At 65.4% G+C, this 14289-nt stretch carries 16 protein-coding genes; 4 read left to right on the top strand and 12 right to left on the bottom strand.

What is annotated here, in order from left to right:
- Nucleotides 1–70: 70 nt before the first annotated feature.
- The 3 genes from LEL84_RS03400 to LEL84_RS03390 form a co-directional block, all read right to left on the bottom strand.
- Nucleotides 71–1306 carry an RNA polymerase sigma factor gene (locus LEL84_RS03400; RefSeq protein WP_226513351.1) on the bottom strand — a complete coding sequence of 412 codons (1236 nt, stop codon included), beginning with the start codon at nucleotides 1304–1306 and terminating at the stop codon, nucleotides 71–73.
- Nucleotides 1303–1680, bottom strand: a complete 378-nt coding sequence (locus LEL84_RS03395) for a YciI family protein (protein WP_068971428.1) — start codon at nucleotides 1678–1680, stop codon at nucleotides 1303–1305. The genes LEL84_RS03400 and LEL84_RS03395 overlap by 4 nt, the downstream gene beginning before the upstream one ends.
- 489 nt (nucleotides 1681–2169) lie before the next feature.
- Nucleotides 2170–2670 carry a M15 family metallopeptidase gene (locus tag LEL84_RS03390; RefSeq protein ID WP_211540245.1) on the bottom strand — a complete coding sequence of 167 codons (501 nt, stop codon included), beginning with the start codon at nucleotides 2668–2670 and terminating at the stop codon, nucleotides 2170–2172.
- On the opposite strand from LEL84_RS03390, the gene LEL84_RS24810 reads away from it, so the two are divergent.
- Both LEL84_RS24810 and LEL84_RS24805 read left to right on the top strand, forming a co-directional pair.
- Nucleotides 2630–3502: a DUF2235 domain-containing protein gene (locus tag LEL84_RS24810; protein ID WP_319005257.1), complete on the top strand. Its 873-nt coding sequence runs from the start codon at nucleotides 2630–2632 to the stop codon at nucleotides 3500–3502. The genes LEL84_RS03390 and LEL84_RS24810 overlap by 41 nt on opposite strands.
- Nucleotides 3503–3513: 11 nt before the next feature.
- Nucleotides 3514–3954 carry a hypothetical protein gene (locus tag LEL84_RS24805; RefSeq protein WP_319005256.1) on the top strand — a complete coding sequence of 147 codons (441 nt, stop codon included), beginning with the start codon at nucleotides 3514–3516 and terminating at the stop codon, nucleotides 3952–3954.
- On the opposite strand, the gene LEL84_RS03380 is transcribed toward LEL84_RS24805, so the two are convergent.
- From LEL84_RS03380 to LEL84_RS03355, 6 genes are all read right to left on the bottom strand, one after another.
- Nucleotides 3955–4359, bottom strand: coding sequence for a VOC family protein (locus LEL84_RS03380; RefSeq protein ID WP_226513350.1), 405 nt, complete (start codon nucleotides 4357–4359; stop codon nucleotides 3955–3957).
- The gene (locus tag LEL84_RS03375; RefSeq protein ID WP_226513349.1) at nucleotides 4356–4640 is read right to left on the bottom strand and encodes an ArsR/SmtB family transcription factor; all 285 of its coding nucleotides are present in this window, start codon (nucleotides 4638–4640) and stop codon (nucleotides 4356–4358) included. The genes LEL84_RS03380 and LEL84_RS03375 overlap by 4 nt, the downstream gene beginning before the upstream one ends.
- A 112-nt stretch (nucleotides 4641–4752) precedes the next feature.
- Nucleotides 4753–5817, bottom strand: coding sequence for an IS110 family transposase (locus LEL84_RS03370; protein WP_212743643.1), 1065 nt, complete (start codon nucleotides 5815–5817; stop codon nucleotides 4753–4755).
- Nucleotides 5818–6174: 357 nt separating this feature from the next.
- Nucleotides 6175–6894, bottom strand: a complete 720-nt coding sequence (locus LEL84_RS03365) for an ABC transporter ATP-binding protein (protein WP_226513348.1) — start codon at nucleotides 6892–6894, stop codon at nucleotides 6175–6177.
- Nucleotides 6891–9674 (bottom strand): branched-chain amino acid ABC transporter permease/ATP-binding protein, encoded by a 2784-nt coding sequence (locus LEL84_RS03360; RefSeq protein ID WP_226513347.1) that lies wholly within the window; start codon nucleotides 9672–9674, stop codon nucleotides 6891–6893. Before LEL84_RS03360 ends, LEL84_RS03365 begins: the two co-directional genes overlap by 4 nt.
- Nucleotides 9675–9740: 66 nt before the next feature.
- Nucleotides 9741–10976, bottom strand: coding sequence for an ABC transporter substrate-binding protein (locus LEL84_RS03355; RefSeq protein ID WP_226513346.1), 1236 nt, complete (start codon nucleotides 10974–10976; stop codon nucleotides 9741–9743).
- A gap of 356 nt (nucleotides 10977–11332) precedes the next feature.
- Here LEL84_RS03355 and LEL84_RS03350 point away from each other — a divergent pair, with 356 nt between their 5' ends.
- Nucleotides 11333–11938, top strand: coding sequence for a TetR/AcrR family transcriptional regulator (locus LEL84_RS03350; RefSeq protein ID WP_226513345.1), 606 nt, complete (start codon nucleotides 11333–11335; stop codon nucleotides 11936–11938).
- A 6-nt stretch (nucleotides 11939–11944) separates the two neighbouring features.
- Here the strand turns inward: LEL84_RS03350 and LEL84_RS03345 are convergent, their stop codons facing one another.
- Nucleotides 11945–12229, bottom strand: coding sequence for a hypothetical protein (locus LEL84_RS03345; protein ID WP_226513344.1), 285 nt, complete (start codon nucleotides 12227–12229; stop codon nucleotides 11945–11947).
- A 176-nt stretch (nucleotides 12230–12405) separates the two neighbouring features.
- Between LEL84_RS03345 and LEL84_RS03340 the strand changes: the two genes are divergently transcribed.
- A complete protein-coding gene (locus LEL84_RS03340; protein WP_226513343.1) occupies nucleotides 12406–13161 on the top strand; it encodes a M23 family metallopeptidase in 756 nt (251 codons plus the stop codon).
- Between the two features lie 89 nt (nucleotides 13162–13250).
- Here the strand turns inward: LEL84_RS03340 and LEL84_RS03335 are convergent, their stop codons facing one another.
- Both LEL84_RS03335 and LEL84_RS03330 read right to left on the bottom strand, forming a co-directional pair.
- On the bottom strand, nucleotides 13251–13682 hold the full coding sequence (locus LEL84_RS03335; RefSeq protein WP_226513342.1) for a hypothetical protein: 432 nt from the start codon (nucleotides 13680–13682) through the stop codon (nucleotides 13251–13253).
- A 171-nt stretch (nucleotides 13683–13853) separates the two neighbouring features.
- The gene (locus LEL84_RS03330) at nucleotides 13854–14270 is read right to left on the bottom strand and encodes a hypothetical protein (protein ID WP_226513341.1); all 417 of its coding nucleotides are present in this window, start codon (nucleotides 14268–14270) and stop codon (nucleotides 13854–13856) included.
- Between the last annotated feature and the right edge of the window lie 19 nt (nucleotides 14271–14289).

Genomic DNA, 14289 nt, shown 5'->3' with positions numbered 1-14289 from the left:
CGCCGTTTGGTGACACCCGGCCGCCGCCCCCCTCGACCGTGCGTCGGTTCCGTCGGGCTCGCGACGATCCCTACCCAACCTTGCCCGCACGTCGTCGCAGATACCCCCGCGCTCGTTCGTCGCCGGTGAGCTCTGCAGCCCGTTCGAAGTGCTCACGCGCCACGTCGGAGTGCCCGGCCCGAACCAGCAGATCTGCCTTCACCGCGTGGAACGGGCCGAAACCTGCGGCGTCACCGCCCAACTCATCAAGCAGGGAGAGTCCATCTGCGGGAGAACTCGCCCGCCCGACGATCGCAGCGTGGGCGATCCGTGCACCAAGTGTCGACGCCACGGACACGAGCGCGGACGACAGCGACTGTAATGCGGCCCAGTCGACGACACCGGTGCGTGCGCGGTCGGCGTGGACGGACTGCATGGCAGCTTCGAGCTGAAATCGACCGTGTGGCCGGCCGTACGTCGATGCGCGTCGAAGCATGGCCTCCCCATCTCGGATGAGCGCGGTATCCCAACCCGCCGGATCCTGCTCCTCGAGCGGGACGAACGGGCCGGTCCGCGCCGGTGCCCGCGACAACGACAGCGCGATCAGCGCAGCCAGACCCCACGCCTCGGGATCGTCGAGCAGCGCGGCGAGCGTGACGGCCAGGTGCAGCGACTCCCCCGCCATTGATTCGACGGTGTCGGGATCGGTCCCGTCGGCGTCGTGCCACGCGATCGCGAAACACCCATAGACCGCTTCCAGCACAGCGGGGAGTCTCTCCGGCATCGCCGCGCGGTCGGGAACGACGAACGGTATCCGGGCGTCGCGGATCCGGCGTTTGGCTCGCACGAGACGCTGCGACATCGTTGCGGGGGCGACCGCGAAGGCGGTGGCGATGTCGGCGGCCTCGAAGCCGAGCACCGACTGCATCATCAGAGGCGTGCGGGCGGCTGCGTCGATGGCCGGATGCGCACAGGTGAACAACAACTCGAGGCGCTTGTCGGGAATGGCGTCGGGGTCCACATCGTCGAAGGGGGTCACTGTGGTTGCTCCGGGAGAGATGGTGTCGTCGAGGATCTTCGACGTACGGTGCGCCGCCGACTTCCAGACGTCGCGCTGCTGGTTGCGTGCGACCGTGAGCAGCCAGCCTTCCGGGTTCGCGGGTACCCCATCTGATGGCCACGAGGTGAGTGCACGTTCGAAGGCGGTGGCCAGTGCATCCTCCGCGAGAGCGAGATCCCCCGACGCGGCGGCGAGAAGCGACACCAGCCGCGAATAGGACTCGCGGGCAGCATGTTCGGCGGCGGTACGCGCTTCTCGCCGGGTCATGCGTTGGGTATCCACGCGCCATCGACGGTGTAGGTCGCGCCGGGCCTGATCTCCACGACACCCCACTCGATCGGCGGTGCCTGACGCGCCCATTCGATGGCGGCGTCGAGATCGTCGACATCGATGACGACGGTTCCGCCGAGCTGTTCCTTGGTGTCGGCGAAGGGGCCGTCCTGAACGACGAGCCGGCCGTCGACCTTGCGCAGCGTCGTCGTGACGTCCGAGTGCTGTAGGACTTCGGCACTCACGAGCACGCCGGCGTCCTGGAGGGCCGCGGTGTAGGCCGCGAAGGCGGCCTGGCCCTGAGCGATGGCTTCCTCACCGAGGGTCGACGCGTCCATCTCCGGGTAGTGCAGCAGCAGCGAGTAATGCATGATCAGGCCTCTCGTTCAGCGGGCCGCTCGTCGGTCCGTGTGCAGTGATGACGAGCGTGCCGGACGCCATTCGACACATTCGGCACATCGTTCTTCGATTACCGCTGCCCCTAATCAGAAGGAGCGCATAACCCCTGCTCCCTGAGGTGCGAGGAGCGCAAGCGACGAGCCACGAAGGGCCCGGCGAGACAAGTTGCCACACCCTTCGTGGCTCGCTTCGCTCGCACCTCAGGGAGCATTCCTTTGGGACGTTCACGAGTGTTTTTTATTGGTCACGATGGCCGCCAGGCCGCAGGTACTGAGGAGGCCCGGAGCTTGCGGAGGGCCGTGTCCCCCCGTTCCCTGAGGAGGCCCGGAGCTTGCGGAGGGCCGTGTCCCCCCGTTCCCTGAGGAGGCCCGGAGCTTGCGGAGGGCCGTGTCCCCCCGCTCCCTGAGGAGGCCCGGAGCTTGCGGAGGGCCGTCACGAAGGGTCATCACAAAACGCCACCACTAACGAAGCCGGTCAGCGCGGGCCGCGGCGTCGGGCCACATCGCAGGGCATGGGAGACCGGGTACCGTCGCGAGCTCGAAGTGCCACCACTCGTTGGCGAAGGTTCGGCACAGACCCCAGCGGTAACCGGTTCGTTCGAGCCAAGCGGCGCCTTCCCGGGGGCCGACGTCGATGGCGTGGCCGCTCACATGTGGCGACTCCTCCGCCGGCAGGACCCACCGTCGAGCGGCTTCCGGGCTGCCATAGGTCGCGATCGCATCGCGCCACATCTGACGCTGCTCCGCGTCTGTCCGCTTACCGGACGTAATCCACAGCGAGACCCCCTGTGCCCGTGCGCTGTTCGACGCCTGCTGGTACGCCACCGCCAGCGCTGGATCGAGGCCGGCGGTGGGCGGCGCGGCATTCGCCGGTACGCCGCCGAGTCCGGATAGCAGCAGGGCCCCGAGTAGGGCGGTACAGATGACCGTGATTCGCCGGGCCGCGATGTCGATGAACCTCATGACCGCAGTAAACCGTACGACCGACGCCTATCGCATCGAACCGTCGGAGCTATTACCGTTTACTGCGGGTGGGCCGCGTGCGAGCCTGTGGAGGGTCGGAAAAATGAAGAAGCGTCTGGTGGTCTGTTGCGACGGCACGTGGAAGTCGTCGAAAGACCCACGAATTTCGAATGTCGAGAAGATCGCCCGAGCCGTCACCACCGATGCCGACGACGGCGCTGTGCAGCTGGTCCATTACGTCAACGGCGTGGGAACCGGGTCGGGCTGGTCTGACCGCGTCATCGGCGGGGCGTTCGGTCGCGGCCTCGATGCCAACCTGATCGATGCCTACCGATTCCTCGCTCTGAACTACGAGCCCGGCGATGAGATCTTCGTCTTCGGGTTCAGTCGCGGCGCATACATTGCACGGAGTCTCGGGGGCATGATCTGGCACATCGGCCTTGTCACCCCGCTCGAACTCGCGCAGCACCCAACCGAGAACCTGTTTGAAACAGTCCTGCGGTACTACCGGATGAAGCGGGAGGATCGTCCGGCGAAGACCCCAGGCGCCCCGGTGCCGGTCAAGTTCATCGGGGTCTTCGACACCGTCGGTGCGCTCGGCGTTCCCGGCATCACCCGCGTCAAGCACAAGTTCCACGACGTGAAGCTCCGCAAGAACGTCGCAGTGGCCAGGCAGGCGCTCGCCATCGACGAACGTCGGCTGACATTCGATCCCTGCGTCTGGGAAGTCGACAAGGCAGATGAGGGCGAGATCGACGTCAAACAGGTGTGGTTCGAGGGGGTCCACTCCGACATCGGCGGTGGTCTGGCGGTCACTGAACCTCGGAACTGAGTCTGTCCTGGATGGTGCGCGAGGCGGAGCTTGCGGGCCTGCAGTTCTGCTACAAGCGATTTACGCCTATCAGCTTCCCCATCGACCCGTCGAACGAGAAGTACGCGACCAACAAGTCGATGAACGCTGCCTACCGCATCGTCAACATCTTCAAGCTCGCGTTCGGCCCGCTGCGGATGCGCGGAGAAACCGTGCGTCACAAGGGTCAGTCGCGATTGCTCGAGGCGAGCAAGAATGATCCGGCAAGGCCGCTGTACATAGCCGCGCCCGCGCTTACTCGGTGGACTGACGACATCGGGTCACGCAAGAAGAGGGCGACGAACATCGGCGCGTGGGAAGAGCTGGTCAAGGACCTATCGGTCCGCGCGGTCGACATTCCTCCGCTCGAGGCGCCGGTGACTACCCGACAACCGGCATCCCCCGCGTCAGAGTCGCTGCTTCCACAGCAATAGTCACTGCGGGTCAACGTCTTTCGTTGCAGCGATCTGGATCAGATTGCCGCACGTGTCGTCGAAGACCGCTACGACCGCAGGTCCGATATCGGTCGGTTCCTGGGTGAACTCCACACCGAGGTCGCGTAGCCGCTCGTACTCGGCCTGCACATCGTCGACGGCGAACTGCGCCAACGGGATTCCGTCTTCGATGAGCGCGTCACGGTAGGGCTTGACCGCGGGGTGGCCAGACGGTTCGAGAAGAAGTTCCATCCCCTCGGGATCGCGAGGGGAGACCACCGTCAACCACCACGTGTTCTCGCCCATCGGAATGTCATGGCGAGTCGTGAATCCGAGTATCTCGGTGTAGAACTCGTGCGCCTTACGCTGGTCGTCGACGAAGACGGACATCAGTGTCATTCTCATGGCAGGTCCTTTCGATGGGCGGGCCACCGCTCGGCGATCTCGCCGAGCGGTGTGGGGTCGAAGTAGTGGAATTTGGAGCGTCCGCGTTTCTCGGTGTGGATTAGCCCGGCTGTCTCCAGCACACCCAGATGCTGCGAAATCGCTTGTCGGCTCAGGTTGAGCCCACGCCGAGACGTGAGACGACCGCAGATCTCGAACAGCGTCTGGCCGTCCCGTTCGACCAGCTCGTCGAGGATTGCTCGCCTCGTCGAGTCATCGAGTGCATGGAACACGTCGGCCACACTTGAGAATAGGCAAGTCGCTGCTTGCATGTCAATGGTGGACGGCGCGCTCGCCCTGAGGTGCCCACCCATTGCTCCCTGAGGTGCGAGGAGCGCGAGCGACGAGATGGTCCTATAGATTGTCAAGCGCTCCGAGGTCGGTGGTGAAGGCTTTGTAGAGTTCGCGGGCGACGTAGCGTTTGAGGCATCGGATGATTTCTTTCTTCGTTTTCTCGTTCTCGCGGCGGGTGAGGTAGGCGCGGGTGGGGGCGTGGGATTTGATGCGTCCGACGACGATCATGTGCAGCGCGCTGTTGGCGCCACGGTCACCGCCACGGTTGAGGCGGTGACGCACGGTTTTGCCAGAGGAGGCCGGCAACGGCGCGACACCGACGAGCTTGGCGAACGTCGCTTCGGTACGCATCCGCTGCGCGTTCTGCCCGATCGTGATCAGCAACCGCGCGGCAGTGATCGGACCGACCTGAGGGAGCGCCAGCACCGTCGGCACCAACGACTTCAGCAACGTCTTCAGTTCCCGGGTCAACGTGGTGACCTCCCGGTGAGTCTGCCGATACCGCTGCGTGATGGACTTCGCGGTGAACACGAACGCCGCACGCGGGTCGGTCAACGACGCCGGGGCCGTCAACGATTCGACCAAGGCGAGTCGTTGCGGGGTGGTGGTGCGGGCTTTGAGTTGATCAGCGAACTCATCGGGCGCGGTGGTGCACAGATCACGCAGCTGGTCACCGAGTTGGGTGCGGTGATCGACCGCCATTCTCCTTGCCACGTAAAGCATTCGGATCGATTCGGTGACACCTGAGGTGTCTTTGGCGTGGCCGCTGGCCCGCCCGGTGAGCACCGCCATCGCTGCGGCGTAGGCATCGAGTTGATCGGACTTGCCCTGGGCTCGGCGGGCCCGCACATCCGGAGCGTTGACCTCGATCACCTCGACACCAGCCGCGGTCAACTCCCGGGCGAGTCCGGCACCGTAGGAGGCACTGGATTCGACCCCGGCCTGCTCGAGGCGGCCGTGGGTGCGGGCCCACGCCAGCAGCTGCCGGTAGCCGTCGGCGGTGGCCGAGAATTCCTGATCGGCCAATGGCTGGCCGAGGGTGTCGATGATCGCTGCGTGATGGGTTTGTTGGTGGGTGTCGACTCCGAGTACGACCACTTGCATATCCACTGCGGTCTCGGTCATTCTGGCGATGTCTCCTTCACTGCGGTGTTGGATGACCTCGCCGGGGCGGGTGGACACGACAGTGAGGAGTCACGGGCTCACGCCCGAACACGGCCCTTATTAGGTCACACCCGCCCCGGTCTCCCAAGGTCGTTTACTGCGGTGATCGCCCGCGGAATGAGGTCGACAGATCTCGTCCATGACACAAGGTCAGCCTCGAAGCAGGTCAGACCTCACCCCGGACAACCACCACACCCATTCTCACTGCCTCGAAGGGCTGGTGAGGCGCCTCGGGATGCCCTTCGTGGTTCGTCGCTATCGCTCCTCACACCTCAGGGAGCAAACGGGGCGGGAGCAGGGGACGGCAGCTCCCTGACGCTAGTGAGCACTCCCGAGGTACGCCTCCTCGATCCGTCCGATGTCACCGGCAAGCGACGCCGCGGAGTCCGTCAGGGCGATTTCGCCGTGGACGAGCACCACTGCTCGATCCGCGATGCCGAGCGCCAGGCGAACATGCTGCTCGACGAGAACCACCGCGGTGCCCTCGGTGTCGGCGACACCCCGCAGGACGGGCAGGATCGATTCGACGACGATGGGTGCGAGTCCCATGCTCAGTTCGTCGATCAGCAGCACTTTCGGCTGCTGCAACAGCGCTCGCCCGATCGCGAGCATCTGCTGCTCTCCCCCGGACAGCTCGCCCGCGGCGACCTTCAGCCGTGCGCGAAGGGCCGGGAAGTGGTCGAGTACCCGGTCGACGGCGTTGTTCCGAGCCGCCCCGCGTCGGCGAATGGCCAGCTGGAGGTTCTGTCGGGTCGTCAGCTGCTTGAACAGCGACCGGTCGTCCGGAACCAGGACGAGTCCGGCACGCACGGCCGCGCGCGCATCCCCCGCCCGGACCGCGTGACCGCCGACGCTGACCTCGCCGTCGAGGCGCGGCAGCAGACCGGCAAGGGTGGTGAGCAGAGTCGTCTTACCGGCCCCGTTCGGTCCGAGCAGGGCGACAATCTCTCCCGCCTCGACGGACAGGTCGAGACCGTGAACGCAGGCCTTGCCGCGCGAGTACCCGGCGTCGAGGCCGCGGCATTCGAGGACCGTCACGGTGTCATCTCCTTGGTCGTCGAATGTGGCTCGGAGACTGCGCTGTCCGGTGGCCATGGATCGTCGGACCCCGCAACCGCCGACGACGGCGTGCCGAGGTAGGCGTTGACGACTGCCGGTGAGCGTCGGATCTCGTCCGGGGTGCCTTCGGCGATGACGGCTCCGAGGTCGAGGACGATGACCCGGTCGCACAGGCTCAGTACGAGATCCATGTCGTGGTCGACGAGGACCATGGAAACCCCGTGAGCGCGGGCTGCCCGCAACCTGTCGCCCAGCCATCGACTCTCGGTGCTGTCGAGTCCGGCGGCCGGCTCGTCGAGCAGCGCCACTTCCGGCTGGCCGGCGAGTACGCGAGCCACCGCGACGAGCTGACGCTGACCTTGCGAGAGATCAGCGGCCACAACATCACTGAGATGGCTGATCTCCAGCATCCCCAGGACGTTACGGACGTTCTCTCCGGTATCCCCCGGCGCACGGCGAGCGGCGATCGCCAGGTTCTCCGCGACAGACAACTCGCCGTAGAGTTCGATGTCCTGGAACGTCCGGCCGAGGCCTTCGCGGCTGCGTCGATGCGGTGCAAGGCCGTTGAGGGTCGTGCCGCCAAGAGTCACTGTTCCGGACGCGGTCGCAAATCCGCTGATGGCGTCGATCAGCGTCGCCTTGCCGGCGCCGTTGGGTCCGATCAGGCCGACGATCTCGCCGGAGCGGAGGTCGAAGCTGACGCCATCGACGGCGGTCACCGCCCCGTAGCGCACCGTGACGTCGCGAGCCGAGAGCAGAACCTTGTCACTGGGCGGTGTGACCGGCGGAGTCGGCGCGGCCTGAGCGTCGTCGTGGGCCGATTGTGGTGCACGTCGTCGAGCCGGCATCGGGATCTTGTGCAGATACCCGATCACGCCGTCGGGACTGGTGACGACGGTGAGCACCAGAAGGACTCCGCTGACCAGCATGTAGTAGTCGCCGAACGACGCGTACTTGTCGGCGGCGAAGTACATCAGCCCACCAGGCGCGATGATGCCGGCGAGGATGGCTCCGGAGATCGAGGTGACGCCGGCGATGTAGAAGACCGCGAACAGCCCGATGCCGGCGAAGACGGCATAACTACCGGCGGTCGCGAGGGTCTGCTGGTACGCCAGCAGCGATCCGCCCAGTCCGGCGAGGAACGACGCGATAGCGAAGGCGATGAGTTTGGTTGCGCCGACGTTGATCCCGGCCGCGGCTGCGGACCGTTCGTTGGCGCGCACGGCCAGCATCGACGCGCCGAGTCCGCTGCGACGGAGAAGTGCCACCGCGTACGCCACCAGGGTCAGCACCACGAGGCACAGGATGCCGAAGGCGATCCGCGGATATCCCTCACCCGCACCAATTCCCAGATCGATGCCGAAGATCGACGGGGATTCGACTGGCGCACCCTGCAATCCGCCGTTGAGCGACGGGTTGCGGAACCAGAACGCCTCGCAGAACACGGCGAGAGCGAGCGTCGCGACCATGAGCGGTAACCCGCGCACCCGGAGAGCGGGCAGGCCGACGATCACGCCGATGACCATCGCCGCGCAGGCTGCGAGCAGCGGGGCGAGCGGGAACGGGATGTTGAGGTCATCGGTGAGTCGGCTGAGCGCGTAGGCGCCGACGCCGGCGAGCGTCAGTTGCGCCAGCGACACCTGGCCCGCGTACCCGGTGACGACGACCTGGGACAGCGCGATGATGGCGTAGATCATCGTGGCGATCACGGCGAGCCGGAGACTGCCGGAGGTGGTGACGAGTGCCAGTACCGCAACGACGACACCGACGATCCCCGGTATCACCAGACGGTTCGGACGCGGTGACCGGCCGAGGTCGTTGCGGGTGACCGCGCCGCGACCCGGCAATGGGCGCCCGCGGATGAGGAGAAACCCGATGATGAGGATCAACGGGACCGCCTCGGCGACACCGGCGTCGGGCATCCAGTCCCAGGTGGTCTGCAGTTTCGTGGCCTCGGACTGCAGCATGCCGATGACAAGCCCGGCGCCGACCGTGATCGATATCGCGGTGAAGTTGCCGACCAGCGCCGCCGCGAGGGCCGGCACGATGAACATCGTGTACGCCACGGGATTGAGTGGAACGATCGGTGCGATGAGCACGCCGCCGAGACCGGCAGTTGCCGACGACAACGCCCAGTTGGCGACCGCGATGCGGTCCGGTGAGAGGCCGGTGACCAGCGCACCCTTCTCGGATTCGGCGGCGGCCTCCGTCGCCACGCCGAAGCGGGTGTAGCGCAGAACGAGTCCCGCACAGATGGCGAGTCCGACGATGACCACGGCCAGCATCAGACGGTCCGTCGGAACTGCGCTGGATCCGATCGTGAACGTGTCGACCTCGAAGATGGGTCCGACGCTGGGCGCGTTCTCGCCGACCCGCAGCGCGATGAGCGCCTGGATGACGAGCATGAGGCCGATCGCAGCGACCGCCTTGGCCAGCGCCGGGGCGGCCCGCATCGGGCGGAACACCAGTAGGTACAGGATGACGCCGAGGATCGCGGCGACGACCACGGAGATGAGTAGCGCTGCAGCGACTCCCAGTTCGGAGCCGAGTGAGATGGTCGCAGGAAAGCCGGGGATGGGGTTGAGGAGTTCCCCCTGGCGCAGAAAGGCGTACGTGTAGGCGGCGTACAGCGCCACCGCGCCGGTCGCGAAGTTGACGACGCCGGAACTCTTGAACGTCATCACTAGCGCGAGGCCGAGAGCGGCGAAGACGGCTCCGTTGCCGAGGCCGAGGACCAGGAAGGCGAGATGGTCGGTCATGGAACTCCCACTGGGAAGTGCGGGGATCGGGGGCCGCGCGGACGCGACCCCCGATCTGGAGAGGAACTAGTTGTTGGTGACGACGGTGTTCTCGAGCTTGGCGTCGGCGGTCACGTCACTGACCAGGATCGCCTTGCTGCACAGCGACGTCAGCGGCGGGAACGCCTTCCCGTCGCAGGTGAAGGTGATGCCGGGTGCGGCCGGGAGCGGAACGTCCTTGGCCTGTGACAGAGCGGTGGTGAACGCTTGAGCGTCGACGGTGCCCTCGAGACCGTTCAGCTCGCCGAGCGCAGTCATGACCTGATAGCCGATGTAGGCGAGGCCGGCCGGGTCGGTGTCGGGCGCGTATTGCGCCATGACGCTGCGGTATTGGGTGACGCTCGGGTCGTCGGAACTGAGGTTGACCGTGGTGAACGCCTTGGCGCCGGAGACCGCGTCGTTGCCGACGGCGTCGAGGACGGGCTTGTCGAGGCAGCTGGCGATGAGGTACTTCGAGGCGTCGGGTGCGACGGTCTGCAGCGTCTTGAGGACCGAGATGCACTGGCGGGTGTCGCCGAGGATGCTGACCGCATCCGGGTTGTCGGCGAGACCGGCGGTGATCTGCGGTGTCGGGTCGGCGGCACCGACCGGCACGGTGACGACGTTGAGTGCGACGCCGGCACGCTGGAACATGGGATCGCCCAGTGCTTTTACCGACGCGGCCGCGTCACCGGAGTCACCGATGATCAGGGTGACCTTCTTGAGTCCGTCCTTGGCGGCGGTCGCGGCCTGTCCCGCGAGGACGGCGACGATGCCACCGGACAGCATGAACGATCCGGGAGTGGCCATCTCCGCTTGTGACACCGGAGCCTGTGCGACGAACGGGATCTTGGCGCCGGCGATGATCGGCAGCATGACCGCACCCTGCGCGCCCAGCGGCGAGACCACGACCGAAACCTGCTGCTCCACCATCTGATTCGCGCACTTGGTGGCCGAGGCGGGTTCTTCCTGCTGCTTGCACACCACCAATTCGATCTGGTGACCGCCGATGCCGCCGCCGTTGTTGTTCAGATACTCGACCGCGGCTTCGCTGCCCTCGCGCACCATCGGCGTCGTCACGGCACCGCCCTCGGGCACGATCAGGCCGACCTTGACCGGGTCGCCGGTGGCCGGATTGCTCGGGAGCTGGCTGGTCTCGCCGGCGGTGGAGCTCTCCGAGCTGTCGTCGGCGCAGGCCGTCAGCGCTCCGAGCGCGAGCACCCCGGAACAGCCGATCACCGTCGCGGTCCGAAGCACACGCCTGAGTGCACTGGGTGATTTCATGCGATCCCCTTCGATCGTGATTCGACAAGTCGCCGCCCCGCTGCGGAGACGGACGAAATGTCGGATTTGCTGACTCGGTGGCGACTGTAACCCGCAGGTCGCGGTCGTCGGTCGGATTCGAAATATTCTGTCCTGCAATGAGTCTCGGCTTAGGTAACGACTGGTGCGCATGGCAGCACAAGTCGTCGGTCCGGCGCCGGAAGATCCCCCCGCGGTCGACTCGCGTGACGTCGTCTCATGGAGCGACGACCTCACACTGGACTCAGAGCAAAAAGTTAGACGCCCATCCAAACTTTGGGGGCGGAATGCAAGAATTGGTCGGTCGGGGTCGCCCCGCCCGTACGGAAGGCACCACTTTGACCGAAGCTCCGGCCATGGGTCGGCGGGAACGCAACAAGCAGCAGACGCGCGAACGCCTGCTGATCGCTGCGCGCGAACTGCTCGCCTCCGAGGGGAGCGCCGCGACGGTCGAGTCGATCGCCGAGCGTGCCGAGGTGTCGCGGGCGACGTTCTTCAACTACTTCCCGAGCAAGGACGACCTGCTCACCGATCTGTACGCCCAGCTGATGGGGACGTTCTCGAACGTCGTCGACGCGATGCTCGAGAAGCCGCTGAGTACGTACGAGCGCGTGGTGGGTGTGTTCGTCGACTTCGCGCGTTCGTCGGTCGCCGACCCGGACTACATGCGGACGGTGACGAGCGAGATCGAACGGATTTCGTCGATGTCGGGGACGCTCGGTGAACGCAGCCACGTGTTCACCTCGGAGGTGCTGCGGCTCATCGAGCGCGGTGTCGAACAGCAGGATGTGCGGACCGATCACCCGCCGGAGTTCCTCGCTCAGATGGTGGCCGCGATCTATGTGTCGAGCATGCGGTACTGGCAGATCGATCCGGGCTTCGAGGTGAGCGAGAGCTTCGAGCGCGCCGGCCGCTATGCCGCGGAGTCGCTGCTGCCGCGGTAGGGCTGGTCAGTCGTCGGGTCGGGCGACGTCGGTCTCCCACCGTTCGCGGCGTTCGTCCTCGGTCTGCTCCCACCATGGGGTGCCGCGCTCTCCCAGGGCGACCTTCGCCGCCTGGACGCCCCGACGTGACTCGGGTGCGCCTTTCGTCCGCTTCACGTCCCGACGCCACGCCATGAGGATCGACTGCAGTTCGGACCGCCGCTCGTCCGGAATCAGCGGGTCCGTCGCCCGCCACTTCCGGCCGTTGACGACGATATGGCGGCCGTCGGGCGTGTGTTCGGGCTCGGGCATGGATTACACGGTGCCACGCGGTTTCGACGCCGTGTGTGACCGGGATCTCGTTTGGGGTCTCACCTGGGGCTTTGCGTAAGTCCTGGGAGTCCTGGGCTGACTCTCAGTGTCTGCTTATGTCAGAAAAGGTAACTTCGCCGTGTCCTTGCCGATACCGAACTGTTACCCAATCTGAGATGGACAACGCTTTGCCTCTTCACCGACTGAACGCCGTCTCTTCGACGCGCCCCGCCACTCGCGCCCTGCTCGACTCGACGTCGCGCACCCGGCGTCCCGGACGCCATCGTGCCACGTCGCACTCCACCGCCCGCACGGCCCTGCGAACGGGCGCGTTCGCCGCGTTCGTCGGTGCGGTCGGCCTGAGTGCCGGCACCGCCGCGCAGGCAGCGGCGCAGCCCGCTCCCCCGTCTGCGCCGAAGATCGCGCTCCCCGAGAACGTGAAGCTGCCGGCTGGCGTGGTCCTGCCGCCTGAGCTCGACGACTTCGCTCGCGACGTCCTGCCGCCGTCGGTATTCGGCCCGGGCAGCTCCGACCTCCCCGGTATCAAGAAGGCAGTGAAGCCGGTCAGCGGCACCGTGGCCTCGGGCTACGGCCCGCGCTGGGGCACCCACCACAACGGAGTCGACATCGCCAACAAGATCGGAACGCCCATCTACGCCGTGACCGACGGCGTCGTCCTCGAGTCCGGCCCGGCATCCGGCTTCGGCCAGTGGGTCCGCGTCAAGCAGGACGACGGCACCGTCGGCGTCTTCGGACACGTCAACGAAAGCTTCGTCCACCCCGGCCAGCATGTGCGCGCCGGTCAGAAGATCGCGACCGTCGGCAACCGCGGTCAATCCACCGGTCCCCACCTGCACTACGAGGTCTGGGATGCCAACGGCACCAAGATCAATCCCCAGGCCTGGCTCAACAAGCGTGGCGTTCATCCGTGACGGTTGGTCGTCCTCGCTATACGACGTCGGTCCTGTCGCAGGAGACCAGACAGAGGATCTGAACGTCGCCTGTTTTAGGTACCTAGACGTCAGCTGGATTGCGAGTACTGCTCGTCGCCGGAAAACGTGATGCAGGGCGACAGCGACGTTACTGTCCACGGCGGACCATACGAAATGATTGAACGAGTGAGGACGACGGAGAATCCCTCGTCGTTCGTGACCTTCCGTTCGTCCGCCGAATTCTTCCGCGCAATCTCAATGGGCTTGTATCCACGCGACTCAAGTACGGAGAAGCCGCGGTCAACCTGCGAGCGTGTCGTCGGTTCGTAGTAATCGACGTTTGTCTCCGACCGAACACTCCACGGCGGCCCGTCGACGAGCGAGTTCTTGCCGGTGCTGCATCCGTGGAGCTTTTCCGGATGCGTCATCGGCTGCTCGGGAAAAGGAAGTGCGACCTGCCATACAGGCACAAGTTCGTTGAGGTTCTGGTTGACCGTTCTCCAGGCCACGTCGACGGGCATCTCTAAAGACGGCCTCTCGGCGCGGATCGAACCTTCGCATCCGCCGGTGATTCCGATAAGGCATATTGCAAGAGTCGCCACTGCAGTGATTTGCCTCAATCCTAGGAACCTCAACGGAGTCCACGCTTGGGGTCAACGGCGTGACTCGTTGATCTTAGTTCGCGAATGTTATCAATTCGACGCATTGATTCTACGAGCGACTTCTCGCAGTTTCGCACCATTGGTCGCCTTCGCTTTGTTGGAGAAGTCGGTGTTGGGAATGACAAAAAAGCGCACCCACCCTTGGTGATACCGTCGGAGAACGCTCGTCGTCTCGAAGTCCAGTTCCTCTCCCTCAATGGTGAGGGTGAACAGATCGCTGTCCAGGGTCGTCTCGGTGGGCTTGACCGTAAACCCCCAGCCATACCCGAGATCCGCGTGGATACGGTTCTCAGGGAGCGTGTCGACTGAAACAAGTTCTATGTACGAGTCGAGCGCCCTTCCTCGTGGGACGTCTGACAGTTCCATGTAAATCGGCGTTGACGTCGAGTACGTGTTGAAGAACTGAGTCAGTGCGTCAATTGCTAGCTGACATTGATTCTCGCCCAAGACTGCACCTCTCTGACCG

The organism is Gordonia sp. WA4-43, from assembly GCF_020520305.1.
GTDB classification, from domain to species: Bacteria; Actinomycetota; Actinomycetes; order Mycobacteriales; family Mycobacteriaceae; genus Gordonia; species Gordonia hongkongensis.
The sequence above is the reverse complement of the archived record's forward strand: the minus strand, read 5'-3'. Positions and strand labels throughout refer to the sequence as shown.